The organism is Photorhabdus sp. RW14-46 (assembly GCF_963887965.1).
Lineage (GTDB): Bacteria > Pseudomonadota > Gammaproteobacteria > Enterobacterales > Enterobacteriaceae > Photorhabdus > Photorhabdus laumondii.
Window position 1 is genome coordinate 26870 of record NZ_CAWPHH010000028.1, and the last position, 24496, is coordinate 51365.

The following is a 24496-nucleotide window of genomic DNA, read 5'->3' on the forward strand; positions in this document are numbered from 1 at the left end:
TATAGAAACAAAATGGCTAAAGAAAAACTAAATATTTTACATACAGAATCATCTTGTGGCTGGGGTGGTCAGGAAATCCGTATCCTGACGGAATCCCAAGGAATGATAAAACGTGGACACAAGGTGGTTATTGTCTGTTGTCCCAGTTCTAATATCTACCGTGAAGCAAAATCTTATGGTGTGCCGGCCGTAGCTCTGCCTATTGAAAAAAAGCGGCTGTCCTGCTTGCTTGCTATGCGTCGTTGGTTGAAAAAAGAAGGCCGTCAATTTGACGTTATTAATACACATAGCTCGACGGATGCATGGTTGGTTGCTGTAGCTTGTGCAACGTTAAGGCATATGCCGCCAATGGTTAGAACCAGGCATGTTTCTACTCATGTTTCTAATTCAATATCAACTCGTTGGTTGTATCTGAAAGCGTGCTGGCATATTGCGACTACCGGTGAAAAACTACGCCAACATCTGCATGCTAATAATCGTTATCCATTACAGCATATGACATCAGTGCCTACCGGCATCGATTTAGATCGTTTCCGACCGGAAGATAAGAAAGTTTGCCGTCAACGGATTGGGATTCAAAATAAACCGACATTAGGTGTCGTTGCGACCATGAGAACCTGGAAAGGGCATCGCTATCTGTTGGAAAGCTGGAAAGTTCTGCATCAGAAATATCCTGATTGGCAACTTTTGTTTGTTGGTGATGGTCCACAACGTAAGTCATTGGAACCTTTAGTAAAGCGAGAAGGTTTGTCAAACAGTGTCATTTTTTTAGGTAACCGTCAGGATGTTCCTGATTGTTTGAATGCGATGGATTTATTTGCATTACCTTCTTTTGGTAATGAAGGCGTGCCACAAGGCATTATGCAAGCAATGGCGTGTGGGATACCTGTTGTATCAACCTCCGTTGGTGCAATTACCGAAGCGGTAGTTGATGGTGAAACGGGTTATATCGTGGAACCCAGAAATACAGAGTTATTGACGAAAAGTTTAGAGTTGTTGATTCATAATAATGAACTGCGTTTGCAATTCAGTCATTCTTCATTAGAGCGGGCAATGGCTTTATTTGGCATGGATAATATGTTGGATAAAATGGAAAATATCTTTTTTCACAGCATTAAAGGTAAAAAACGTTAACATTATTTAGGATTTATTCTGGTCTTATTCTTTGGTTTATGGTTTTGGGTAATGTTCAACTTATTGATATTAAATTACTTTAAAGTTGATTATTAGTTAAATCACACTGTTGTGGTCAATCGTATACAAAATGGTTTTTTTATATATTTTGTTGAATTTTATGGCAGATTAATTAGATAATTGTCTTATGCAGATCAAGAATATTCTGGTCATTGTTATAGCACGTTTCGGTGATACCTTATTGGTAACGCCAGTGATCCGTGCTTTAAAACAGAAGTGGCCTGGTGCAAATATTGATGTTATGGCTCATAAAAGGACTAAACAGATCCTTGAAAATATAAGCGATATCAATAAATTGACTGCTTTTTCGAAAGGTAAGGCAAAATGGTGTGGTTGGTTTACCCGTAAGCATTATGATCTGGCTTTAGTATACAGTGACGATAAACCTTTATTACAGTATGCGAAACGTAAATCACACTTAACGGTTTCATTTTCAGATAAGTCCGCGTTGCAATCTGGTTGGCTGACAGTGGAAAAGCCAAAGGGGTTGATGCCAGCTCAGCAGGAACGGGCCATGCTTGCTAGTGCGGTAGATGTTGAGGTCAATGACTGGCAGTTGAATTATTGTGTGAGTGAAAAGGAGTTACACTTTGCCGAGGGTTTTATACGGCAGTATCATTTAGAGAACAAGCTCCTGATTGGTTTTCAGTTACAAAGTTTCCCGGCAAAAGCTTATCGTGATTGGCCGGTTGAACATTTTTACCAATTAGCGCAACACATTTGTGGCCGTTATCCCCAGTCGCATATTATGTTACTAGGCAGTGCTGACGGTAAAATTGCTGCACAGTCACTGGCAAAAAGATTAGGGGCTGAAAAGTGCACTTCATTGGTTGGTAGACTAACAATGCGGCAGAATGCAGCAATAATGAGTCAACTTGATTTGTATGTTGGTGTTGATACCGGGCCGACACATTTAGCTGGCGCATTAGGTATCCCGATGGTTGCTATGTATCATAGTTTCCACCCAGGCCGTTTTTTGGCACCTCAACAGCATTCGCATTTGGTAGTTATTGAACACCCGGTTCACTATATGCAAGCCACCCGCAAAGACTCGATGTCTGCAATATCTGTTGAACAAGTCTGGCAGGCAACGCAAAAGTTACTAGAAACTCAGTTGTCAGGAAGAAAAGATGAAAATAGGTTTGGTTGATGTCACGGTAACTATGTCTTACGGTGGTATTCAGACGGCAGTCTGGGAACTGGCGAAAGCGTTGACTGATGCCGGTCATGAGATCCATATTTTTGGTGGAAAGGGTGATATTCAACCAGAACTCAATGGGAGAGCAATCCAGGTTCACACTTTTCCATTCATTCCCAGAGAGAAAGTCATTAATATTGGTCGACGTTTTCAACGTATTATTGAACGTTACTCATTTGCTCGCCATGCTCACGATACAGTTGTTACTGAGGATTTTGACTGGGTTATTCTGACGAAGCCATTTGATTTTTTCTGGCCTCGAATGATGCCAAAAGAGAGCCGCACTAAATTTTGCTATATGAGCGGTGGCACCAGTTTTTTCAAGGGTGACAGAAAGCTGAGTAAGCGAATTTCAGCTTGGGTGGCATGCAGCCATTTTAATGCCTGGCAGATTCAGCACCATTTTAAACAATTCCCGAAGGTGATTTACAATGGTGTTGATATTAATAAATTCAGGCCGATAGACTCTTCTGTCAGAACTCGTCTTGGGATCAGTGATAAAACATTTTTGCTGACCTTTGCCGGCCGGTTGGTTGGCTGGAAAGGCATGCATGTGGCTATTGATGCAATGGCTCAGCTACAGGATAAAGATGTTAAATTGCTGATTATCGGGTCAGGTGAAGATCTGAAACACTTAGAAAAGCGGGTTGCGGTATTACGGCTGGAAAAACAGATAATTTTTCATCCACCGGTAGGACATGATCAGTTGCCTGAATATTATGCTGCTGGTGATGCCGGGATTTTCCCAAGTATTGGTGATGAAGCATTTGGGATCACAATTGCGGAAGCGATGGCGTGTGGCCGACCGGTAATTGCGAGTTATATTGGAGGCATACCTGAAGTTGTCGGCAACGAAAATAATTCGGGTATTTTAGTCACGCCAGGCGATGCTTCAGCAATTGCCGATGCGGTTAATTTTTTATTGTCTCAACCAGACAGGGGGCAAAAAATGGGAAAAGCAGCTCGTCAACGGATTGAAACAATGTATACCTGGGAGCATTCGGCAAATCGTTTACTGAAAGCGATAAATAATGAAGATTGCCTATATTGATCCCTATCCGGTTCCTGATTATCGGGTAGCATCATTGCAAATTTTGCAGAATGTTGATGCGTTTGCTCGCCAGGGAGCCTGCGTATATCTGGTTACACCGGAAGGTAAAAATACCGCAGAAGAGGTACTGGGGCGTTCATTGTCACCATCAGCGAGACTGATATCTTTACGCAATATTCGGCGTAAATGGTATTTTCCGTTTAATACCCAAAAAATGTTCTATTTCCAGGTTTCCCATTGGTTGAAGAGAAATGAGGTCGATGCCGTTTTTACCCGCAATCTGAAAATGGCAAAGTATTTATTATGTGAACATCCAGAAATTCCGCTATTTTTTGAAAGTCATGAGATTTTTGCCCAGTCATTTAAAGAATCGCATGATTTAAGTAAAAATAAAAATCAGCGTAAATATCAGAAGCTGAGAGAAATTGAACACTTTGTTTATCGTCGGTCCAGGATTACTTTCGTTCTGACGTCGTTACTCCGTGATGATATTATTAGTGAATATAATGTCAGCACGCCAATAGTTGTTGCGCCAGATGGCGTGGATATGTTGGCAGTCGAGTCGATGTCGTTAGATAAACGTGTATCAGACGATGGTGAATTACCAACCCAGATCCTTTATTTGGGCAGTTTGCATCGTTGGAAAGGTGTTCCGACGGCGATCAAAGCGATGGCTTACCTTGAAAATGCAGTATTGAATATTGCTGGTGGTGAACCAGGGCAAATTCAGCAATTGCGGCAGATTGCTCAGCAAATGGGGGTCGGCGATAAAATCAATTTTCTTGGTTTTATTCAACCTAAATTACGTTTTCAGATAATTGCAGATAATGATATTTGCTTGTTGCCATTAACGAAAACCAGTATTGGCAGTCGCTATACTTCGCCACTGAAATTATTTGAATATATGGCGATGGATAAGCCGGTGGTTATCTCTGATTTTCTTTCTATTCGTGACGTGGCTGATGAAAATGCGGTCAGTTTTGCTGACAGTGAGAATGCAGAAAGTTTTGCTCAACAGATTCAGTTACTGAGGGATAATCCAGAAAAAGTTAAATCACAAGTCAGTTATGCAAAAATGTTGGTGACAGAGCGTTTTAATTGGGAACAGCGAGCGAAGCTGATTATGCAGACAATATCAAAGGATATTTCTGCATAATAATCGGTTTAATAATATATACCCTATTGATTTCAAGATGCATCGCGGCGGCAAGGGAGCGAACCCCGGGAGCATAGATAACTATGTGACCGGGGTGAGTGAGTGCAGCCAACAAAGAAGCAACTTGAAAGATGACGGGTATAGCCGAGATATCTGGTTAATCGTTTTTCTGCTGATATAGCGCAATCATCAGGCCGAATAGAATACCTATTTCATTGATATAGGTATTTTCAAAGGCTCCTCGAACGATAAATAATCCGATGAATCCCGTCAGTAGAATAATACTGGCCTGCTTTATTACGCCATTGTTACGGCTAATAATGTAGCTACTTGTATACAGCGCTGAGAAGGTCATCAGCAAAGTGGTAATCAAACCAATGATTCCACCGGCAAACCAGAGTGCCAGCAAGATATTGTGGGGGCCGATGGATGTGCGATATATCCAGTCTGGATAGTCAGCAACTCGTTCGTTGTAGACTTTATGATAGACTTTATTGCCATAACCGTAGCCTTTAATGGGGTTCTCTAAAATCAACTCAAAAGCAGTCCCTTGTGTGCCATTTTTATAACGATGGCTGCTATCAGTTTGAGTCAGTTTCCAAAATAATAACTTAGTATTTTCATTAGCGATTATTGTAGTGTGAGAAAGCACAACTGAAAAACTAAGGATTAAACTCACTATTATGGTCAGCTTCCATTCCCGATTAATGATAATGATAAAAGCCGTGATGACGGCAATGGCGACCCAAGCGCCACGAGCTAAGGTACCTAATAACAAAAACAGACTGATAGCGGAAGCAGCAGCCAGTATCAGCCAACTCACTAAGGTATGTTTCTTCCACAATGCCCAAGTACAAAGTAAGATCGGAAAATAGAAAATAAAACCGTAAGAAAATTCTCGATGGTTGAAGTTGGTAAAAGGCATTTCACCTTTATTGTAGTTAATAATGTATTTACCAACATCAGTTAGGCATATTGCCAGCATACCAATGGCAAATGAGTACAGAATCATCTTGGCAATACTTTCTTTATTTTCTTTGTACAGTACCACGGGAAAAGTAAAACTGAACAATAATAGCCCATTTAAGATGGGTTTATTCATCTCTTGAAAACTCAATGCGGGATCGACGGAAATCGCTACTGAATAGAACATTGCTACGATGAATAATATAATGGACAGAAACAGTGAATTACGCATGGAGTGCATCACTTGGCGAAAATCTGTCACTAGATAGGTTAGTGCTGTAATGCCAATAAGCACGATAACCAGATTTTTATATCTCGTTATATCAGGCAGATAAACAAGGGCTATATAAATCCCAATGATGGATAAATTCCATAATGATCTTTTATCACGACTTTTAATGTTAAACATATTCATCAATCTGCTTTCATTTCTGTTGAGTTTGGTTGGAAATAATACATGAAAAGATTATCTTAATCTGCTCGGATGCAATAGAGTTGAAACAGTATCTATAATTAGGAGTTATTACCATGCCAGAACTACCAGAAGTAGAAACCAGCCGGAGGGGAATAGAGCCACATCTGGTAGGGAATGTGATCCAGTATGCGGTAGTCAGGAATGGTCGGTTACGTTGGCCGGTGGCGGAAGAAATTATGAAGTTGAGTGACCAGCTTGTGCTTAGCATTCAACGCCGGGCCAAATATTTGCTGATTGAATTGGCAAATGGTTGGATTATTGTCCATTTGGGGATGTCGGGCAGCTTGCGTATTTTGCCAGAGGAGCGCCCCGCGGAGAAACACGATCATGTGGATTTAGTGATGGCAGATGGTAAGGTTTTGCGTTATACCGATCCCAGACGATTTGGTGCATGGTTGTGGAGTGATGATCTCGAACGGTGCTCGGTATTGGCTCATTTAGGGCCTGAGCCACTTTCTGATGATTTTAATGGTTCTTATCTCTACACCCGATCAAGTAATAAAAAAACCTTGATTAAACCTTGGCTAATGGATAACAAACTGGTTGTTGGCGTTGGTAATATCTATGCGAATGAAGCGTTGTTTACTGCCCATATTCAGCCGGATCGTCCCGCGCAGACTTTAACTGAGCGTGAAGCTCATTTACTGGCGGAAACGATTAAGAAGGTTCTACAACGCTCTATTGAGCGGGGTGGTACGACACTCAGAGATTTTCTGCAATCTGATGGTAAACCGGGCTATTTTGCTCAGGAATTGTTTGTCTATGGCAGAGCAGGAGAGCCATGTCGAATTTGTGGTGAACAAATAGAGAGTATTAAGCTTGGACAGCGCAGTACTTTCTTTTGCCGTCACTGTCAATATTAGTTGATATCGGATAGTTAGTTGATATCGAATAGTTTGGGGAGGCGTTTCATAGGGAATATTCTACTTTTTTGTGCCGCCTCCAGTGAACGGAGTAAATTACTTGCCCAGTTTTTTTAGCATGGCTTGGGCGATAGGTTCTGGCAAGAATGATGAGATATCGCCATCGTGGAGAGCGACATCTTTAATCAAGGATGAAGATAAAAACGAGAGATTTTGTGATGGCAGCAGAAAAACGCTCTCTAATTCGGGCATAAAGTGGCGGTTCATATTGGCAAGCTGCCATTCATACTCAAAATCAGATACTGAACGAAGACCACGGATAAGAATATTTGCTTGTTGTTTTTTTGCAAAATTAGCCATTAATTCACAGAAACCTATCACCTCCACATTATCCAGATGTGAAGTTACCTCTTTTGCCAGGGTAATGCGCTCATCCAGAGTAAACATAGGATTCTTTCTGGCACTGTTGGCGATCGCAAATAGAACATGGTCAAACATATCTGCGGCGCGGGTGACGATATCGATATGACCGTAGGTAACAGGATCAAATGTTCCGGGATAAATGGCTTTGGTTTTCATCAATTTTTGCCCTTTTGTTGTCTCTTTTCCCACAATGCGACGTACTTATTAAACGTATATTGAGCATTGACAATAGCCAACACTAACCCTTGTTTACCATCAAGAAAGCCAGCTCGCAACAGCCAGGTTTTAAAGAAAGCCCCAAAAGTGTGACTGAAAATTGAGAAATAACTGCACTGTTTACCTTGTTCATCGCGCTGTTCTGCCCAGGCTTTAGCATAATTTAGCTGTTTTCTCTGAAATTCCATCAAATCACGGCAAGTAAGATGAAGTAAATCCCCTTGCAAAATAACGACTGGAGCGCCATGAGTTTCAAGGGATTCATGCACTTGATTATCATTGTATTGATAACGATCACGGGCGTAGAGACGAATGACCCTATCTGGGTACCAGCCGCTGTGTTTCATAAAGCGGCCAAGGAACAAGTTCCGGCGGGCACAACTGTAGACTTTATTGTTATCAATATGTGCCAGAGTCTGTTCTATGGATGCTCTGAGTTCTGATGTTACGCGTTCATCAGTATCGATCATAAAAATATAATCGCCAGAAGCGTATTGCTGAGCTAGCTGACGCTGACGACCAAATCCCGGCCAGTGAGTATTGGAGAATACTTTTGCGCCCATTGCCTGTGCTATCTGGCAGGTATCGTCTGAGCTACCCGAATCGAGCACGATGATTTCATCAGCCCAACGGACTGAGGTCAGACAATCTGCTATCAGATCCGCTGAATTCTTAGCGATCATGACAACAGAAAGACGTTTTTTGTCACTCATTCAGTGGCTCCGAGGTGGGAGATAGGGTTCCAGCAGTTTAAGTAGACGTTGAAGAGCCCCCTGATTTTCATGCAGTACTTCTGCTGCGTGGCGACCATAATACAGACGATAATCTTCGTCAGTCAGTAAACTGTTGATCTCGGTGAATAAAGAGTGGCTGTCCATCACGGTAATCAGACCATTAGCCTGATTCAGCTTGGTGCAGATATCCTTAAAGTTAAAGGTATGAGGGCCCATCAGCACCGGAATAGCATGGGCTGCCGCTTCTAGCGGGTTGTGGCCGCCACGTTCAACCAGACTGCCACCAACAAAAGCCAGATCGGCAATACCATAGAGCAGCATCAGTTCCCCCATCGTATCGCCGATAACGACCTGAATATTGGCGTCAGGGATTTTATCAGAACTGCGAAGAATATAGCTGAGTCCGGCTTTCTTTGTTAATTCTTCAGCTTTAATAAAACGTTCAGGGTGGCGTGGTACCAGGATCAGCAGCAGGCTTGGGCATTGTTTCAGTAACTTGCAATGAGCATCAAGAATAATACTCTCTTCTCCATCATGGGTGCTGGTGGCTATCCAGACAGGGCGGCGAGCAGCCCATTGGCGCCGTAATGTCACTGCCTTGGCTGCCAATTCCGGTGTTACTGAGATATCGAATTTCAAACTACCCGTGATAGTCAGTTGAGAGCGTTTTAGACCCAGCTCAATAAAACGTTCACCATCTTCCGGATTCTGAGCGGCAATTAAGGTAATGCTGCGCAAAATTGTTTTTACGAAACTCCCTACTTTTTGATATCCCTCAGCGGAACGGGCAGACAAACGGGCATTAGCAATGACCAGAGGAATGTTACGTTGGTGAAGTTGGAAAATCAGATTAGGCCAAAGTTCTGTTTCCATAATAATGACTAACTTTGGATTAACTTGATTGAGAAAGCGCTCCATAGAACCGGGGAGATCGTATGGCAAATAGACGTGATTAACATCATTTCCCAGAGCGGAAAGCACTCTTTCTGAGCCGGTTGGCGTCATCGTGGTCACGGTAATCGGTAAAAAAGGATAGTGATGGCGCAAGGCTCTGACTAAAGGGATGGCGGCCAACGTTTCACCAACGGAAACGGAATGGAGCAGGATGCCTCCAGAGGCAACTTTACCGGCACAGAAACCGTAGCGTTCACCCCAGCGCTGACGGTAAGCAGGGGCTTGGCGGCTGCGGAGCAATAAACGCAACCAAATCAGAGGCTGGATAAGGTAGAGAAGTACCTGATATAAACGCAGTAACATTCTATCAAATTCACTTATATAAATTAGCGTCAATAGTATCACATTGCGGCAAAGAAAGTATGAAAATGCGTATGGCTTCTAGGATCTGAACAGAATTAGAAAGGTAAATTAGGATTTTTGCGTAAGATCGTGCTTCTATTATATATGAAGGTAAAGCGGATTTTCTGTAGCTTCTGCACATGTTGCGGCAGTTTTTTCTTTTATCTGTATCTTTATACTGGGAATGCAATGAGTAAATTACAAGCTCAATTTGACCGTATTCTGATAATAAAGTTACGACATCATGGTGATGTATTATTAATTACACCGGTTATTAATACCCTTAAGGATAATTATCCGGCGGTGGAAATTGATGTTTTACTCTACAAAGAAACCGAACCAATATTGGCTGATTTTCCTGCTGTGGCTAATCTATTTTCTATAGATAGACAATGGAAGAAACAGGGAATTAAAACACATCTTGGTCATGAATGGAGATTGCTTAAACGATTAAGGCATCGTCAATACGACCTGGTTATTAATCTTACTGATCAATGGTATAGTGCATTTGTGACACGATTTACTGGCGCAAAAGTGCGTATTGGGTTTGATTTAGCAAAACGACGCAGCCTATTTTGGAAAAAATGTTTCACAAATTTTGTGCCGACAGAGCATAGTCAGTTTTTGCATATTGTTGAGCAGAATTTGTCAGCTCTTTCGCTGTTAAATCTTCCGTTAATCAACACTACAGTGACGATGAGTTACCGCCAGCAGGATAAAGAGGCTGTTTTGATGCTTCTTGATAAGCATGGTGTAGATCAAAAATATATTGTTGTGCAACCGACATCCCGCTGGTTTTTTAAATGTTGGGATGAAAAAAAGATGAGCAAAACGATTAATGCATTACAGTCTGATGGTTGGACAATTGTTGTTACCTCCGGGCCAGATCGTAAGGAGGAAGAGATGGTGGCGAAGATTTTATCAAATTGCCCAAAAGAGAGAGTGATTTCTTTTGCCGGCCAATTAACTTTGCCTCAACTTGCAGCGCTGATTGATGGGGCCAATTTATTCATCGGGATGGATTCTGTTGCTATGCATATGGCCGCTGCGTTAAAAACACCGGGTATCGCTTTATTTGGGCCATCAAAATTAGTATTCTGGCGTCCGTGGGAAGCGAAAGGTGAAGTTATTTGGGCTGGTGATTATGGTGATTTACCTGATCCTGATGATGTTGATACTAAAACGGATATACGTTATCTGAATGTCATTCCCAGTGAGATGGTTATTGCCGCCGCCCGGAGAAATTTATTATGAAATTAGTACGTCTTGCGATTGTCCGGCAGAAATATCGCCCGGATGGTGGTGCAGAACGTTTTGTCTCCCGCGCCTTAGAGGCTTTAGGGAATGAAAATTTGGAGCTTAACGTTATCACGCGTTCCTGGCAGGGAGACGTTAATCCTGATTGGCATGTTCATTTAACAAATCCTCATAAATGGGGGCGCATCAGCCGTGAAAGAGGATTTGCCAAAGCTGCCAAAACAATATGGCAACAAGAGCAATTTGATCTTGTTCAAAGTCATGAACGTATTGCCGGTTGTGATATTTATCGTGCGGGTGACGGCGTTCATCAGCGCTGGTTACAGCAGCGTGCGCGTGTTTTATCTCCTTGGCGGAGCAAATTACTTTTTACGAGTCGTTACCATCGTTATGTGATGGATGCTGAGCAAAAGATGTATTCGGCACCGGAATTAAAAATGGTTATTTGTAACTCGGAAATGGTAAAAAGGGAGGTCATGACGGATTTTGGGCTTTCTGAGGAAAAAATATCGGTTATTTATAATTCGATAGACAATAAACAATTTTTCCCGGCAACGGAATCTCAGAGAACACAATTAAGGAAAGCGCATAACCTTCCCTTGCAAGCTAAATGTTTAGTTTATGTTGGTTCAGGGTTTGAGCGAAAGGGATTAAAAGCTGCAATTCAGGCGGTGAGTGCGACTGATGCTTATTTAATAGTTGTGGGGCAGGATAAAGAAGAGAAGAAATATAAGCAGTTAGCTAATTCACTGGGATGTAATGAGCGCATCAGGTTTATGGGAGTCCAGAAAAGGACATTGCCTTTTTATCAGCTTGCAGATGGCTTGTTGCTACCGACCTTATATGATCCGTTTCCAAATGTGATACTGGAGGCAATGGCTTGCGGGCTTCCGGTAATAACCAGCATGACATGTGGAGGCGCTGAATTTATTACCTCTGGGAATAACGGGTTTGTATGTGATGCTTTGGCTGTTTCAGATATTACGGAAGCTATTCAGAATACGCCTTCGGATCATTTGAATAATAAAATGTCAGAATTAGCGAGAACAGGAATACTCGGTTATACACCGGAACATTTATCACAACAGCTCATTGGATTATACGAAAGGGTGCTCTCATCATGAAGGGACATGTATTATTTATCATTGATGGATTACCTGGAGGGGGGGCGGAAAATGTCACTATCCGGCTTTGTGATGGTCTGCAACAGAGAGGATATGATGTTACGCTGCTCTCTTTGGCAGAGAAATGTGAATATTCAATACCGAGTGGTATTGAACTGATCATTGATGTTGATGGATACAGAGGACCTTTTAGAAGACAGACTGAGATTTGCCGTAGGGCTAAATCTATGGATAAGGTTTTAGAAAAAGTTTTTCTTCGCAAGGGAATCCCTACCTTAATTGTCTCAAACTTGCATAAAACTGATCGCATCGTCGTGCAATCAAAGGTGTTAGCGGGGTTAAATGTATGGTTTTGTATTCATGGCGTATTTTCAAACTCATATCTTGGTAATAAGACGGGATTATCTCGCTGGATCAAGAAACAAAAAATCAAATGGACATATAATAATCGGAATTTAATTTGTGTATCTGATGCTGTAGGGAAAGATTTAAAGAATAATTTGTTACTTACGCCTAATGAAATGGTGACGATTTATAATCCTTTCAACATCCCAGATATTAAAGAAAAATCGCTGCAAAATAACCCTTATTCGGATGAGACTTATTTATTGCATATAGGTAGATTCCACCGGGTTAAGCGGCATGATCGTTTATTAGAAGCGTTTGCGAAAGCAGATATTCCGTGTAAGTTATTGATTGTTGGCCATGGAGATGAAGCTATCACTCAACAAATAAAACAGAAGATTGTGGATTTAAACTTACAGTCTAAAGTTGTTTTAACGGGATTCCTTGAAAATCCATTACCGGTTATCCGTGGAGCTAAAGCGGTTGTTTTGAGTTCTGACAGTGAAGGATTAGGGAATGTGTTAATTGAATCGTTGATTTGTGATACTCCCATTGTTAGCACGATGTGTCCCGGCGGTGTTAATGAAATTATGGTTGGTGAGCTAGAAAAATATAAATCAGAGCTAACAACTGATTCACTGGCAGAAAAAATGAAGTTTATCTACCATGAACCGCCGGTGATTACAGAGGATATGTATAAGAAGTTTGATTTAGATATTATTTTGGCAAAATATCTATCCTTAATGAAGCGGTAAGAATGGTGATATGTGCTTTTTAAGTTTAGTTGTTGAGATAAGTTAATGAATAAAAAAAGTCCCAAAAATTAAGAGAACTGAATAGAAGAAAAATCAAATTTCCGAAAGATCTAACATTTCATAGTGTTTTTTATTGATAAGACTAGATACGAAATATAGGATTTAATGAGATATAGAACTGCTATATATATGATAAGATAATTGCACTATTTTATAGATCTGCGTACTATAAAAGCCATTATTTTATTCTATTGTGGGCATATTCTGATGACTCGACCTGCATTTATTATCACTATTGATACTGAGGGTGATGACCTGTGGCAAAATCACGGTCAGATCTCGACAAAAAATACTCATTATTTACCGAGATTTCAGCATTTATGTGAACGTTTTGGTTTTAAGCCAGTTTGGTTGACGAACTATGAAATGGCAATGGATGATTTATACATTGAATTTGCTAAAGATGTTATTGCCAGAGGACAGGGGGAAATTGGTATGCATTTACATGCCTGGAATAACCCACCACTTGTTCCTCTTACCGACGATGACATGCGTTATAAACCTTATCTGATTGAATTTCCAAAAGAACAAATTAGAGCCAAAATTGATCTGATGACTAAGTTATTGGAAGACAAACTACAGATTAAAATGTTAAGCCATCGGGCAGGTCGTTGGGCATTTAATGAATATTATGCTGAATTGCTGGTGGAATATGGTTATCAAGTCGATTGTTCAGTAACACCACGGGTTAATTGGCGTTTTACCAAAGGCGATCCTAATGGCAACGGTGGAACTGATTATCGTCACTTTCCATCTTATGCCTATTTTATGGATTTGCAGAATATTGCTAAAGAAGGTGACTCTCCTTTGCTGGAAGTTCCGATGAGTATTCAATATAAACACCCTCCATTGATGAATTTCCTTAAACAAAAATATGATAGTTTACGTGGAAAACCGCGTTCTCCATCTGTTAACTGGTTAAGACCAAAAGGGGGCAATTTGGAACAAATGAAAAAAGTTGTCCAACAGACATTAGCAGAAGGCAGTGATTATATTGAATTTATGCTGCATTCATCTGAATTTATGCCTGGTGGTAGTCCGACATTTAAAAATGAACAACAGATTGAATTACTTTATCAGGATCTTGAAGCACTATTTAACTATTTACAGCCACAGATTCGAGGAATGACATTGGCTGAATATTATCAATGGAAGCGATTATCATAGTTAAGAAAATAAAATTAACATGATCAAGGACATTAATAAAGATTCACTTAATTTTGGGCAGATAATACTGCCTAAATTAGGTGAAATAGGCGCTTACCAGAAACGCCTCAGATTTAATAATTAATCAGCCAATATTTTCTTGAAGATGAGCTAATACTTTCGATGGTGTAATACTTTTGATATTCCCATCCGCCGCTTTTAACGATATTTGTTCTTTGCCATAACCGCCAATGAGTCCTGGATCTGTCGGACCAAACAACGTGATATTAGGGCGATCCAGTGCGGCAGTGAGATGGCTCAAGCCAGTATCAACAGAAACAACGGTTTTTGCTCCGGCCAGCTCTTGGGCGACTTGTGCCAAAGTCAGCTTTGGTAATACTTCCACATGAGAGAAGTTTTCCGCTAATCTCAGCGCACGTTGGTATTCATGTTCTGCGCCCCAAGGGAGCTTAATTTTCATACCTGTTGGCTGAATTTCAGCAATAAGTTGTCGCCAATGGCTTTCCGGCCAATGTTTTTCATCGCGCGTGGTGGCATGGAGAAAAACCAGATAATCAGCCTGATTTTCTAGTTTCTGCTTTAAAAAGTGACGGGCAATCCCATAATCACCCTGTGCTGCCAGTTTGGTATAACCCAAGCTGACAGCAAACAGTTCTCGGATGCGCTCTACAGCGTGCTGTTGCTTGCTGACTGTATGACGGCAATCATAAAAAAAACTCGCTAATGGCTCACGGATACTTTTGCGGTCGTAACCATGTTTAGGACCATAAGCGAGTCGGGTTACCAGAAATGCGCTTTTTAATAACCCTTGAGCATCGATGATGGCATCATATTGATGTAATTTTAATTTTTCTTTGAATAAACGACGTTCTGCACGAATTTCTGGGTTAAACCAGTTTTTACGCCAGCGGCGAATAGCAACAGGAATAATTTGATCAACCGCATTGTGCCAGCCGGGGATTTGAGCAAAACCTTCCTCTACTACCCAATCAAAACGGACATCAGGTAAGTTTCTTTCTGCATCAGTCAGTGCAGGGAGCGAGTGGAGGACATCGCCCATAGAAGAAGTTTTGACCAATAAAACCCGCATTAACTCTGGTTCTCCGCTTGTAATAATTTTTCTAGAGAAGTGATAACTTGTTCTGGTTGAATATCGATCAGGCTCTGATGATAGCCATGTGAACTGTCACCTTTTCTGACTTTGTGATAACCAGTAATAAGACGGATAACTTCCGCTTTATCGGATAATGGTGGAGTAAAATCTGGGCTACTTGGGCCGTAAAGTGCAACCAGAGGGCGATTAAGTGCTGCGGCAACATGCATCAAACCGGAGTCGTTGGTCACAATAGCATCACAGGCCGCGATAATATTGACTGCCTGTTCAAGAGAAGTTTGTCCGGCAAGGTTGATACAGTGTTCACGAGCTTCTCCCGTCAGTGAGTTGCAGATATCCTCTCCACCTTCATGATCTTTGGCAGAGCCAAATAGCAGAATTTGATATCCCTTTTGAGTAATAAGCTGCTGAGCTAATGCGGCATAGTGATAATGCGGCCAGCGTTTTGCCGGGCCAAATTCTGCGCCGGGGCAGAAACCGATGATAGGCCGATGATCAGAAATATTGAATGCTGCGGTGGATTCAGCAATATCTTCATCACTGACATCCAGTTGAGGCCAAAGTAATGGTTGAGGCAGATCTGCCGCACTACTGGGTTTTGCATCGTAAGCCAATGCGGCATAGCGTTGAACCATTAATGGGAAGGCTTCTTTATTCAATGTACGAAGATCATTAAGCAATCCATATCTCATTTCACCGCGCCAGCCAGTGCGCAGAGGAATATTGGCGAAGAAAGGCACCAAGGCAGATTTAAAAGAATTTGGTAGCACATAAGCGCGATGATATTTACGTTCACGCAGGGCGACCCCCAAACGGCGGCGTTCGCCCAATGCCAGTGCGCCATGTCCTAATGGCATAGCTAATGCTTGATTGACCTCCGGCATTTTATCCAGCAGTGGGCGGCACCAGGCTGGGGCCATCACATCAATTTCTGCATTAGGATGCAAAGCCTTTAATGTCCGGTAAAGGCTCTGCGACATCATCATGTCACCCACCCACGAAGGGCCGATCACCAATATTTTCATAGTGAGTAGATTACTTATCCTGATTGAGCCAATGCATATATTCCGTTACCCCTTCGGCAACGGTTTTGAATGGCTTATCATAACCCGCCGCGCGAAGTTTGGTCAGATCTGCTTGCGTGAAGCGCTGATAACGACCTTTCAGATGTTCAGGGAAATCAATATGTTCAACAGTGAGTGATTTATCTTTATGGCATTCAACAACTGCATCTGCAACCGCTTGGAAAGATTCAGCACGACCCGTTCCACAGTTATAAATACCGGAAACGCCGTTTTTCCAGAACCAAAGATTAACCGCAGCGGCATCACCAACATAGATAAAATCACGTTGAAAGCCTTCACTGCCGGCGAATAATTTGGGGTTTTGTCCCTGATTGATTTGATTATTCAAATGAAAGGCAACGCTAGCCATACTCCCTTTGTGCCCTTCACGTGGTCCATACACATTGAAATAACGGAAACCACAAATTTGTGAATCAGCTTGAGGCAAGATTTCCCGGACATATTGGTCGAACAGAAACTTAGAGTAACCATAAACATTGAGTGGTTTCTCATATTGACGCTCTTCGATAAAATTATCCGTGCGGCCGCCATAGGTTGCTGCTGAGGAGGCGTACAGGAAAGGAGTGCGGCGTTCAAGGCAATAGTGCAGCAATTCTTTGGAATATTGATAGTTATTATCCATCATATATTTGCCATCCCACTCGGTTGTGGATGAACAAGCGCCTTCATGGAAAATAGCGTCAATATCACCGAAGTCATCACCGGCCAGAATACTGGCAATAAACTCTTTCTTGTCCATGTAATCAGCAATATCCAAGTCAGCCAGATTGATGAACTTAGTACCATCTTTTAGATTATCTACGACCAGAATATCTTTATATCCTTCGTCATTTAGTGCTTTGACAATATTGCTACCAATAAATCCAGCACCGCCAGTGACAATAATCATCCGACTCACCTCTACAATCGGGTTAATGAAGCAAATTGCTTCTATAATAACATCTAACATCCGTGACGACAGCAGCTTAAGCAGGGGAATATACTGAAATATTATGGTAATTCAGATTGCATGACGTGACGGATACAGCAAAGTTAATATTATCTGCCTGATAGTGTCGTCAGTAGCTTGATCAATGAGTAAAATATCTCACAACCCTTCATTTATAAATCAGGAGAAAAATAAATGTCAGCGTCATTTTATCAGCAAATTAATGAACAATTAGAACAAGCCCATTCTGAAGGATTGTTCAAAAATGAACGTATCATCACCTCTGCACAAAATGCTGACATTGCTGTAGCCGATGGCAGCCACGTTATTAACTTCTGCGCAAATAACTACTTAGGTTTGGCTAATCACCCTGAGCTTATTGCCGCGGCTAAAGCAGGAATGGATAGCCACGGTTTTGGTATGGCATCTGTTCGTTTTATTTGTGGAACTCAGGATACTCATAAAGCGCTGGAGAGAAAACTGGCAGAATTTTTGGGTATGGAAGATGCTATTCTTTATTCTTCTTGTTTTGATGCTAATGGTGGTTTATTTGAAACGCTATTTGGGCCGGAAGATGCCATTATCTCTGATGCGTTGAATCATGCTTCTATTATTGATGGTGTCCGTTTATGCAAAGCGAAGCGTTATCGCTATGCTAATAATGATATGCAGGAACTGAGAGCACAATTAGAGAAAGCGAAAGCAGATAATGCACGCCATATTGTGATTGCAACCGATGGTGTGTTCTCGATGGATGGTGTGATTGCTGATTTAAAATCTATCTGTGATCTGGCTGATGAATTTGATGCAATGGTCATGGTGGATGACTCCCATGCTGTTGGTTTTGTTGGTGCTCATGGCCGTGGTACTCACGAATATTGTGACGTCATGGATCGCATTGACATCATTACCGGCACATTAGGTAAAGCGTTGGGTGGTGCTTCCGGTGGCTATACCGCGGCACGTAAAGAAGTTGTTGAGTGGCTGCGCCAGCGCTCACGCCCATATCTGTTCTCTAACTCACTGGCTCCGGCGATTGTCGCGGCATCCATTAAGGTGTTGGATATGCTGAAAGAGGGAGATGCATTGCGTGATCGTCTGTGGAAGAACGCTAACCTGTTCCGTGAAAAAATGACAGCCGCAGGTTTCACTTTGGCGGGGGCTGACCATGCGATTATTCCGGTTATGTTAGGTGATGCGAAATTGGCACAGGAGTTTGCCGCAGAATTACTGAAAGAAGGCATTTATGTTACTGGTTTCTTCTATCCGGTAGTCCCTAAAAATCAGGCCCGTATCCGCACGCAAATGTCAGCAGCGCATACGGAAGAGCAAATTGAACGTGCAGTTGCAGCGTTCACGCGAATTGGTAAGCAATTAAATGTAATTGCATAAGGCATCTCTATGAAAGCATTGTCAAAGTTAAAAGCAGAAGAAGGCATCTGGATGATCGATGTGCCCGAGCCAGAGCTGGGGCACAATGATGTGATGATCAAAATCCGTAAAACAGCGATTTGTGGTACGGATGTGCACATCTATAACTGGGATGATTGGTCACAAAAAACCATTCCTGTACCGATGGTTGTCGGTCATGAATATGTTGGTGAAGTTGTTGCCATTGGTCAGGAAGTAAAAGGTTTTAAAATTGGTGATCGGGTGTCTGGCGAAGGGCATATTACTTGTGGTTACTGCCGTAACTGTCGTGGTGGCCGTACTCACTTATGCCGTAATACCATTGGCGTAGGGGTAAACCGCGCTGGTTGTTTTGCTCAATATCTGGTTATTCCTGCATTTAATGCGTTCAAAATTCCAGATAACATCTCTGATGAACTGGCTGCTATTTTTGACCCATTTGGCAATGCTGCTCATACCGCGCTTTCGTTTGATCTGGTTGGTGAAGATGTGCTGGTTTCTGGTGCTGGCCCAATTGGTATTATGGCGGCGGCAGTATGTAAACATGTTGGCGCGCGTCATGTTGTCATCACCGACGTTAACGAATATCGCCTTGAGTTGGCACGTAAAATGGGTGTCACCCGTGCGGTGAACGTTAGTCAGGAAAATCTGACCGATGTCATGGCGGAATTGGGCATGACGGAAGGTTTTGATGTTGGTTTGGAAATGTCTGGTGCCCCGGCGGCGTTTCGTACCTTATTAAATACCATGAATCACGGCGGCCGTGTTGCATTGTTGGGCATTCCTCCATCAGATATGGCAATTGATTGGAATCAGGTGATTTTTAAGGGGTTGTTTATCAAAGGTATTTATGGCCGTGAGATGTTTGAAACCTGGTATAAAATGGCTACATTAATTCAATCTGGTTTGGATCTGACACCCATTATCACCCACCGGTTCTCTATAGATGATTTCCAGAAAGGCTTTGACATCATGCGTTCAGGGCAGTCTGGTAAAGTTATTCTGAACTGGGATTAATCAGTAAAGTTACTACTAAGATTGACAGGCGTTTTCAGTTTTCTTGAGCGCCTGTCTAATTCTATGACACTATACCCGTCATCTTTCAAGTTGCCTCTTTGTTGGCTGCACTCGCTCACCCCGGTCACATAGTTATCTATGCTCCCGGGGATTCACTCCTTTGCCGCCGCGATGCATCTTGAAATCCATAGGGTATATATCCTGTGTAAATAAGTATTCACTAATCTGACTTTGAGTGGATGGCAGATTATAAGCAAATTTTATTTCTCTTTAACCAACCTGAAGAAATTAAAATTTAAACGTCATTGCGGCAAAGACCATTCCACCACTACCAGCCCATCCCATACAAAGTTGATTTTTTTCCAATATACCTTGATTAATGGCATCGAATATTCCGAACGGGATAGATGCTGTAGCAATATTACCTACCCGTTGGCCAACATGATGTATCTTGTCGTCAATACCCATCTTCTGACCAAGGCGTGCCCACGTTTTTGGTGAACCTGTATGAATAAAAATATGTTCGATATCGTCAGATATTTTGTGATGATTAAATAGATTAATAGTCTCTTTCTCTCCATGATCGTGCAGTAGTGCCGAGTGGGAGTTCACTTGATATTTCCCGCCTGTAGGCCCAATACGTTCAACGTCTGTATCATTGCAGAATAGCCTCCAGTCTGGCAGTGAAATTGTTGATAAGTCGCTTAAGTCTGGGCGATTGATATAATTAAATTTGAAGTTTTCAGGCGATTCATTACTAATAATAGTGACGGTTGCTGCCTCTCCGACTGTGCAACCTATGAATTTATAAGCTACTTCTGACAAGGAGTTTAGGGAAAAAGTCTTTGGAAAAATTGGTCCATTTTGGGACATAATAAACTCCATATTAACAATAGCGGCATGGCGTATTTCACCAGCTTTCATTTTGCTATTGATAATATCCATAGCTGCCACCCAACCGTTACAGGCGTCTACAACATCGTAGTTCCTACAAGTTAGCCCTAGTGCCTTTGAGACAAAAGTACTGTTAGCTGGTTCTATGAAGCCGCGGGCAACACTGGAATAGATCAGTAAATCGATATCTTCCTTAATGATATTGGCTTGTGCTAAGGCATGATTAAATGCGGCCTCAATGAGTTCCATAGGTTTCTCGTTATCTGCCAACCAATACCGGGAATTTATACCTGCTTTATTAAGCATTTTTCCGATTAGCTTCAATGTCTTGGGCAAATCACCATGGAAAATTTCTTTTGAATAATATTCAACTAAATCAATAACCTCTTGATTAGAGACGAATCGGGAAGGAAGTAATCCGGCTATGCCTGTTATTTTCATAAAATGCTCTCTCAAATGAATATAATATTTTTAAAACCTACTTAGAGGTATTATAAACTCTGAACTTAATTTATCATTTATGTATATTGCTCATGAAAATATATAATTTATTTCTTGACGACATTAATGGGGTGAAAGTTAAACATCACCATGGGAAAAATTTAGATTAATTATTTAATGTTGAAATATTAAATACACTTAATGATACATTAATTACAATATGTGTTGATTTATTCTAAGTAAAAATATTGATTGTGAAAAGTGTACACTATTAAATTAACCATTTATCTGGGTAAAAATCAATTCAAACCAAAGTGAGATAGTTAAAATTGAATATTTTTAGGTATGGTGGAAATGTAAAAACATACAACTGATCACATTCTTAATTATTAATGACATGAAGTTGTTTAAATTAGTTACAATTTTTTTGTTACAATGCATCCGGAAGAAATAAATAGTGTATAATTCATTTCGTGTATTTAATCTTACTATCAATGATGAAATATTTATATAACCAAATCATCTCTTAAGAATGGAACTAAAATACCTGAAGTATAAATAAAATTTATTTTTCTGAATAATTATTAAGAAAAAACAGATTTGAATGCTGTCGACACATAAATAAAAATAACGTGTATTAACCCACCTTTTAATATGAATTTCTATTCTGTTTTATCCTGAGATTTATCGCCGGCCAGTTTCTGGATATATTGGCTCACCGTGTTCACAATGGGATTATCAACCAGAGTATCGCCGATAACTGTCAAATAATCTTGGCTGGTAACTGTAGCGGGTGCCTCTTTTATTTCACACAGCTTGCCCCATTTATGTGGGTTATCACCAACAGGTTTGCCACTTAACAACCTACTTGGGCTGACTAACTCAATATCAGCGGGAAGCGTTGGCAGCATCTGTTGTAATGCACGAATGGTTGTTGAATGAGGATGACCGATAGCAATAGCGGAACCATTCTTACGGGCAATGGAAATCGCACGGTTTAACTGATGACGAGTTTCCGCTTCTGATTGCACATCATCTAGGAAAACATTACGGCGGATAACGCGAACAGGTGTGCCTTGTGCTGCCTTTGTTGCTTGAGTATTGCCAATCGTCACGCTGTCGAGAAAATAGAGGTTATAACCAGACAGTGAATGCATCACTTTCTGCATTCCCGGCAAGCTCGAAGTCATAGCGCTGCCCATATGGTTATTGATTCCTACAGCATAAGGAACTTTTTGTATTGCACGCTGGATGATGCGGTCAATATCTTCACTGCTCATGGTTGGCTGGAGAGTATCCGGCTCTAGCAGTTGCTTACTTAAAGGTGCCATTGGCAGGTGGATTAAGATCTCCCGCCCTTGTTTATAGGCTTTTTCAGCCATCTCCCTGCCATGCGGTGAATCCGGCAGAATGGCGATAGAGATTGCAACAGGCATCTGCAATATTTTGTTTTCATTATGAGGACGGTAGCCAAAATCATCGATAACAATAGCCAAACGGGCAGCACTGGTTTGTAGGCTCAAAAGTAACAGGGCGGTAGTACCAATGAGTTTTGCGAGTTTGCGTTGTCTCACCTGATTATCTCCCAAGCCACGGTTGTGGGTTTACTGCTCTTCCCTGACGGCGGATTTCAAAATAGAGTGCGGGTTGTTGCTGACCGCCACTGTTACCGACCAATGCAATAGGTTGTCCGGCACGAACTTGCTGGCCGACACTGACCAGAGCACTCTGATTATAGCCATAGAGACTCATATCACCTTTACCGTGCTCGATAACGACAACCAGCCCATAGCCTTGCAACCAGTCAGCCAGTAAAACCCGACCATCAGATATCGCTTTGACTTCCGTACCTTCTGTGGCTGAAATCACCATGCCTTTCCAGCGTAATTCGCCTTGCAGCGCTTCACCAAACTGATGTATCACCTTACCGTGGACCGGCCAGATTGCCTGACCAGCCGGACGGCCAAGGCCACCGGTACGCGCCATCAATGCGCGCTCATCCTCAGTTGGCTTGTAGCTTGAACCTTTTTGCTGTGCTTGCTTCTGTTTTGCGGCAATCTGGGCACGGACGCGGGCTGCTTCTCTGGCTTCTCGTTCAGCACGTGCTTTCGCTTCCCGTTCTGCTTTGGCAATTTTATCTCGCAGACGGGTTTCATTTTGTTTTAGTTCAGCGAGATTTTTCTGATCTTTCTTTAAGGAAGATTCCAGTTCAGACAACGTTTTTTGCCGAGCGTTGCGGGCCACTTCCATCTGCTGTTTCTGCTGCTGTTGTTCAGTCAGCACTTGTTTCTGCTCTTCCTGTTTCTGCTGTTCAAGCTTTTTCTGTTCAGTTAAATCAACCGCTGTTTGTTCAAGTTTAACAATGGTGTCCTGGCGGGCTTGATTAAGGTAGCTATAGTAAGCGAGTATACGTTCTCCTCTCTTACCCTCCTCTCCTCTGAACATGAGTTCGAGCCCTTGATATTGCCCTTGACGAAATGCTGCATCCAATTGGTGTGCCAGCATATCTCGTTGTACTTTTTGTTGTTTTTCCAGTTTTTTAATGTTGGAGACTAGAAAGGTAATCTCTTTATTCAGCTTACTGAGTTGAGTTTGAGTATTGTGTAGAGATTGACCGATTTTGGAAATGGTATTTTCCTGATCTTTCAGTTGATTTAGCAAAGAACTACGTTTTTGCTGTTGTTGTTGCACGCTCTTCTCTTTCTCCGCGATGTTTTGTTGGAGATCTTTCAACTGATTTTTATTGTCGATAATTTGATTCGCAAAGGTATTAAAGCTAAAAATAACCAATAGGAAAACATAGAACAATAAGGCAAAGATATCATTCCGCCGTGAGTTCTGATTGCGCCGATAATTACGGCTATGCATTTCCTTGTCGTCAGCCATTTCTGTAAATATACCTTGCTACTATGTGCGTTAGATTATTTCATGATGAACAAAGAGTTACCAGATGCTACGCTGATTTTTTACACTTTCAGATAATGCTGTCTTAACATCGAAATCGAATATACCCGTTATCTTTCAAGTTGCCTCTTTGTTGGCTGCACTCGCTCACCCCGGTCACATAGTTTTCTATGCTCCCGGGGATTCGCTCCCTTGCCGTCGCGATGCATCTTGAAATCCATGGGGTATAAATATAAACATATTAGCCTACTTACCGTTGAAATTCCTGCATGCATCCAGTGTGACAGAACATATGCTGGTAATGTACTTAAGATGCTTCATTTTCAGGATATTTTTATTTTTTCTCGAAACTCTCCGCAAAATTTGCATTGAGCTTATGCTATTTGGCTGTAATTGACGCAACACAAAGGTATACTCTGGAAT

23 protein-coding genes are annotated in these 24496 nt (G+C 41.7%); 12 read left to right on the forward strand and 11 right to left on the reverse strand.

Annotation, left to right across the window (positions count from 1 at the left end; all coding sequences use genetic code 11):
• Positions 1-12 precede the first annotated feature (12 nt).
• From AACQ38_RS18405 to AACQ38_RS18425, 5 genes are all read left to right on the forward strand, one after another.
• A complete protein-coding gene (locus tag AACQ38_RS18405; protein ID WP_011148920.1) occupies positions 13-1134 on the forward strand; it encodes a glycosyltransferase family 4 protein in 1122 nt (373 codons plus the stop codon).
• 187 nt (positions 1135-1321) lie between these two features.
• Positions 1322-2344 (forward strand): glycosyltransferase family 9 protein, encoded by a 1023-nt coding sequence (locus tag AACQ38_RS18410; RefSeq protein WP_165578769.1) that lies wholly within the window; start codon positions 1322-1324, stop codon positions 2342-2344.
• Positions 2325-3443, forward strand: a complete 1119-nt coding sequence (locus AACQ38_RS18415; RefSeq protein ID WP_165578770.1) for a glycosyltransferase family 4 protein — start codon at positions 2325-2327, stop codon at positions 3441-3443. The genes AACQ38_RS18410 and AACQ38_RS18415 overlap by 20 nt, the downstream gene beginning before the upstream one ends.
• On the forward strand, positions 3424-4599 hold the full coding sequence (locus AACQ38_RS18420; protein WP_011148917.1) for a glycosyltransferase family 4 protein: 1176 nt from the start codon (positions 3424-3426) through the stop codon (positions 4597-4599). Before AACQ38_RS18415 ends, AACQ38_RS18420 begins: the two co-directional genes overlap by 20 nt.
• Before the next feature lie 37 nt (positions 4600-4636).
• Positions 4637-4780: a hypothetical protein gene (locus AACQ38_RS18425; protein WP_207631917.1), complete on the forward strand. Its 144-nt coding sequence runs from the start codon at positions 4637-4639 to the stop codon at positions 4778-4780.
• Here the strand turns inward: AACQ38_RS18425 and rfaL are convergent.
• Positions 4757-5974, reverse strand: a complete 1218-nt coding sequence (gene rfaL / locus AACQ38_RS18430; RefSeq protein WP_242685625.1) for an O-antigen ligase RfaL — start codon at positions 5972-5974, stop codon at positions 4757-4759. The genes AACQ38_RS18425 and rfaL overlap by 24 nt on opposite strands.
• A 119-nt stretch (positions 5975-6093) precedes the next feature.
• Between rfaL and mutM the strand changes: the two genes are divergently transcribed.
• Entirely contained in the window at positions 6094-6903 is an 810-nt protein-coding gene (mutM, locus tag AACQ38_RS18435; protein ID WP_058588927.1) for a bifunctional DNA-formamidopyrimidine glycosylase/DNA-(apurinic or apyrimidinic site) lyase, read from the forward strand.
• Positions 6904-6999: 96 nt separating this feature from the next.
• Here mutM and coaD read toward each other — a convergent pair whose 3' ends face one another.
• The 3 genes from coaD to waaA are packed head-to-tail and all read right to left on the reverse strand — an operon-like array spanning position 7000 to position 9533.
• Positions 7000-7482, reverse strand: coding sequence for a pantetheine-phosphate adenylyltransferase (coaD, locus tag AACQ38_RS18440; protein WP_041380446.1), 483 nt, complete (start codon positions 7480-7482; stop codon positions 7000-7002).
• A complete protein-coding gene (locus tag AACQ38_RS18445; protein WP_113025389.1) occupies positions 7482-8255 on the reverse strand; it encodes a glycosyltransferase family 2 protein in 774 nt (257 codons plus the stop codon). The genes coaD and AACQ38_RS18445 overlap by 1 nt, the downstream gene beginning before the upstream one ends.
• Positions 8256-9533, reverse strand: a complete 1278-nt coding sequence (gene waaA, locus AACQ38_RS18450) for a lipid IV(A) 3-deoxy-D-manno-octulosonic acid transferase (protein WP_165578772.1) — start codon at positions 9531-9533, stop codon at positions 8256-8258. It lies immediately after the preceding gene.
• A gap of 228 nt (positions 9534-9761) precedes the next feature.
• Here waaA and rfaQ point away from each other — a divergent pair, with 228 nt between their 5' ends.
• From rfaQ to AACQ38_RS18470, 4 genes are all read left to right on the forward strand, one after another.
• Entirely contained in the window at positions 9762-10826 is a 1065-nt protein-coding gene (rfaQ, locus tag AACQ38_RS18455) for a putative lipopolysaccharide heptosyltransferase III (protein ID WP_113049557.1), read from the forward strand.
• A complete protein-coding gene (locus AACQ38_RS18460) occupies positions 10823-11953 on the forward strand; it encodes a glycosyltransferase family 4 protein (RefSeq protein WP_011148910.1) in 1131 nt (376 codons plus the stop codon). The genes rfaQ and AACQ38_RS18460 overlap by 4 nt, the downstream gene beginning before the upstream one ends.
• Positions 11950-13053: a glycosyltransferase gene (locus AACQ38_RS18465; RefSeq protein WP_011148909.1), complete on the forward strand. Its 1104-nt coding sequence runs from the start codon at positions 11950-11952 to the stop codon at positions 13051-13053. Before AACQ38_RS18460 ends, AACQ38_RS18465 begins: the two co-directional genes overlap by 4 nt.
• Before the next feature lie 267 nt (positions 13054-13320).
• Positions 13321-14280 carry a polysaccharide deacetylase family protein gene (locus AACQ38_RS18470; RefSeq protein ID WP_113049567.1) on the forward strand — a complete coding sequence of 320 codons (960 nt, stop codon included), beginning with the start codon at positions 13321-13323 and terminating at the stop codon, positions 14278-14280.
• 124 nt (positions 14281-14404) lie between these two features.
• On the opposite strand, the gene rfaC is transcribed toward AACQ38_RS18470, so the two are convergent.
• The 3 genes from rfaC to rfaD are packed head-to-tail and all read right to left on the reverse strand — an operon-like array spanning position 14405 to position 17368.
• Positions 14405-15370, reverse strand: a complete 966-nt coding sequence (gene rfaC, locus AACQ38_RS18475; RefSeq protein WP_165578773.1) for a lipopolysaccharide heptosyltransferase RfaC — start codon at positions 15368-15370, stop codon at positions 14405-14407.
• On the reverse strand, positions 15370-16419 hold the full coding sequence (rfaF, locus tag AACQ38_RS18480) for an ADP-heptose--LPS heptosyltransferase RfaF (protein WP_165578774.1): 1050 nt from the start codon (positions 16417-16419) through the stop codon (positions 15370-15372). Before rfaF ends, rfaC begins: the two co-directional genes overlap by 1 nt.
• Positions 16420-16429: 10 nt before the next feature.
• Positions 16430-17368, reverse strand: a complete 939-nt coding sequence (gene rfaD / locus AACQ38_RS18485) for an ADP-glyceromanno-heptose 6-epimerase (protein ID WP_165578775.1) — start codon at positions 17366-17368, stop codon at positions 16430-16432.
• Between the two features lie 234 nt (positions 17369-17602).
• Between rfaD and kbl the strand changes: the two genes are divergently transcribed.
• Positions 17603-18799 carry a glycine C-acetyltransferase gene (gene kbl, locus AACQ38_RS18490; RefSeq protein ID WP_011148904.1) on the forward strand — a complete coding sequence of 399 codons (1197 nt, stop codon included), beginning with the start codon at positions 17603-17605 and terminating at the stop codon, positions 18797-18799.
• 9 nt (positions 18800-18808) lie between these two features.
• Positions 18809-19834, forward strand: coding sequence for an L-threonine 3-dehydrogenase (gene tdh, locus AACQ38_RS18495; protein WP_165578776.1), 1026 nt, complete (start codon positions 18809-18811; stop codon positions 19832-19834).
• Here the strand turns inward: tdh and AACQ38_RS18500 are convergent.
• From AACQ38_RS18500 to envC, 4 genes are all read right to left on the reverse strand, one after another.
• A complete protein-coding gene (locus AACQ38_RS18500; protein WP_255563005.1) occupies positions 19831-19962 on the reverse strand; it encodes a hypothetical protein in 132 nt (43 codons plus the stop codon). The genes tdh and AACQ38_RS18500 overlap by 4 nt on opposite strands.
• Before the next feature lie 160 nt (positions 19963-20122).
• On the reverse strand, positions 20123-21169 hold the full coding sequence (locus AACQ38_RS18505) for a 3-oxoacyl-[acyl-carrier-protein] synthase III C-terminal domain-containing protein (RefSeq protein ID WP_041380444.1): 1047 nt from the start codon (positions 21167-21169) through the stop codon (positions 20123-20125).
• A gap of 662 nt (positions 21170-21831) precedes the next feature.
• Entirely contained in the window at positions 21832-22743 is a 912-nt protein-coding gene (locus tag AACQ38_RS18510; RefSeq protein ID WP_165578777.1) for a divergent polysaccharide deacetylase family protein, read from the reverse strand.
• Between the two features lie 4 nt (positions 22744-22747).
• A complete protein-coding gene (gene envC, locus AACQ38_RS18515; RefSeq protein ID WP_113049553.1) occupies positions 22748-24055 on the reverse strand; it encodes a murein hydrolase activator EnvC in 1308 nt (435 codons plus the stop codon).
• Positions 24056-24496 lie beyond the last annotated feature (441 nt).

Excerpts from the sequence above, each read along its gene's own strand:
- AACQ38_RS18405 (WP_011148920.1), top strand. The coding sequence starts at position 13 with ATGGCTAAAGAAAAACTAAATATTTTACATACAGAATCATCTTGTGGC.
- AACQ38_RS18445 (WP_113025389.1), bottom strand. The coding sequence starts at position 8,255 with ATGAGTGACAAAAAACGTCTTTCTGTTGTCATGATCGCTAAGAATTCA.
- AACQ38_RS18460 (WP_011148910.1), top strand. The coding sequence starts at position 10,823 with ATGAAATTAGTACGTCTTGCGATTGTCCGGCAGAAATATCGCCCGGAT.
- AACQ38_RS18415 (WP_165578770.1), top strand. The coding sequence starts at position 2,325 with ATGAAAATAGGTTTGGTTGATGTCACGGTAACTATGTCTTACGGTGGT.
- rfaC (WP_165578773.1), bottom strand. The coding sequence starts at position 15,370 with ATGCGGGTTTTATTGGTCAAAACTTCTTCTATGGGCGATGTCCTCCAC.
- AACQ38_RS18505 (WP_041380444.1), bottom strand. The coding sequence starts at position 21,169 with ATGAAAATAACAGGCATAGCCGGATTACTTCCTTCCCGATTCGTCTCT.
- rfaD (WP_165578775.1), bottom strand. The coding sequence starts at position 17,368 with ATGATTATTGTCACTGGCGGTGCTGGATTTATTGGTAGCAATATTGTC.
- rfaL (WP_242685625.1), bottom strand. The coding sequence starts at position 5,974 with ATGTTTAACATTAAAAGTCGTGATAAAAGATCATTATGGAATTTATCC.
- AACQ38_RS18420 (WP_011148917.1), top strand. The coding sequence starts at position 3,424 with ATGAAGATTGCCTATATTGATCCCTATCCGGTTCCTGATTATCGGGTA.
- AACQ38_RS18410 (WP_165578769.1), top strand. The coding sequence starts at position 1,322 with ATGCAGATCAAGAATATTCTGGTCATTGTTATAGCACGTTTCGGTGAT.
- rfaF (WP_165578774.1), bottom strand. The coding sequence starts at position 16,419 with ATGAAAATATTGGTGATCGGCCCTTCGTGGGTGGGTGACATGATGATG.
- AACQ38_RS18465 (WP_011148909.1), top strand. The coding sequence starts at position 11,950 with ATGAAGGGACATGTATTATTTATCATTGATGGATTACCTGGAGGGGGG.
- AACQ38_RS18470 (WP_113049567.1), top strand. The coding sequence starts at position 13,321 with ATGACTCGACCTGCATTTATTATCACTATTGATACTGAGGGTGATGAC.
- mutM (WP_058588927.1), top strand. The coding sequence starts at position 6,094 with ATGCCAGAACTACCAGAAGTAGAAACCAGCCGGAGGGGAATAGAGCCA.
- AACQ38_RS18425 (WP_207631917.1), top strand. The coding sequence starts at position 4,637 with ATGCATCGCGGCGGCAAGGGAGCGAACCCCGGGAGCATAGATAACTAT.
- waaA (WP_165578772.1), bottom strand. The coding sequence starts at position 9,533 with ATGTTACTGCGTTTATATCAGGTACTTCTCTACCTTATCCAGCCTCTG.
- tdh (WP_165578776.1), top strand. The coding sequence starts at position 18,809 with ATGAAAGCATTGTCAAAGTTAAAAGCAGAAGAAGGCATCTGGATGATC.
- rfaQ (WP_113049557.1), top strand. The coding sequence starts at position 9,762 with ATGAGTAAATTACAAGCTCAATTTGACCGTATTCTGATAATAAAGTTA.
- envC (WP_113049553.1), bottom strand. The coding sequence starts at position 24,055 with ATGGCTGACGACAAGGAAATGCATAGCCGTAATTATCGGCGCAATCAG.
- kbl (WP_011148904.1), top strand. The coding sequence starts at position 17,603 with ATGTCAGCGTCATTTTATCAGCAAATTAATGAACAATTAGAACAAGCC.
- coaD (WP_041380446.1), bottom strand. The coding sequence starts at position 7,482 with ATGAAAACCAAAGCCATTTATCCCGGAACATTTGATCCTGTTACCTAC.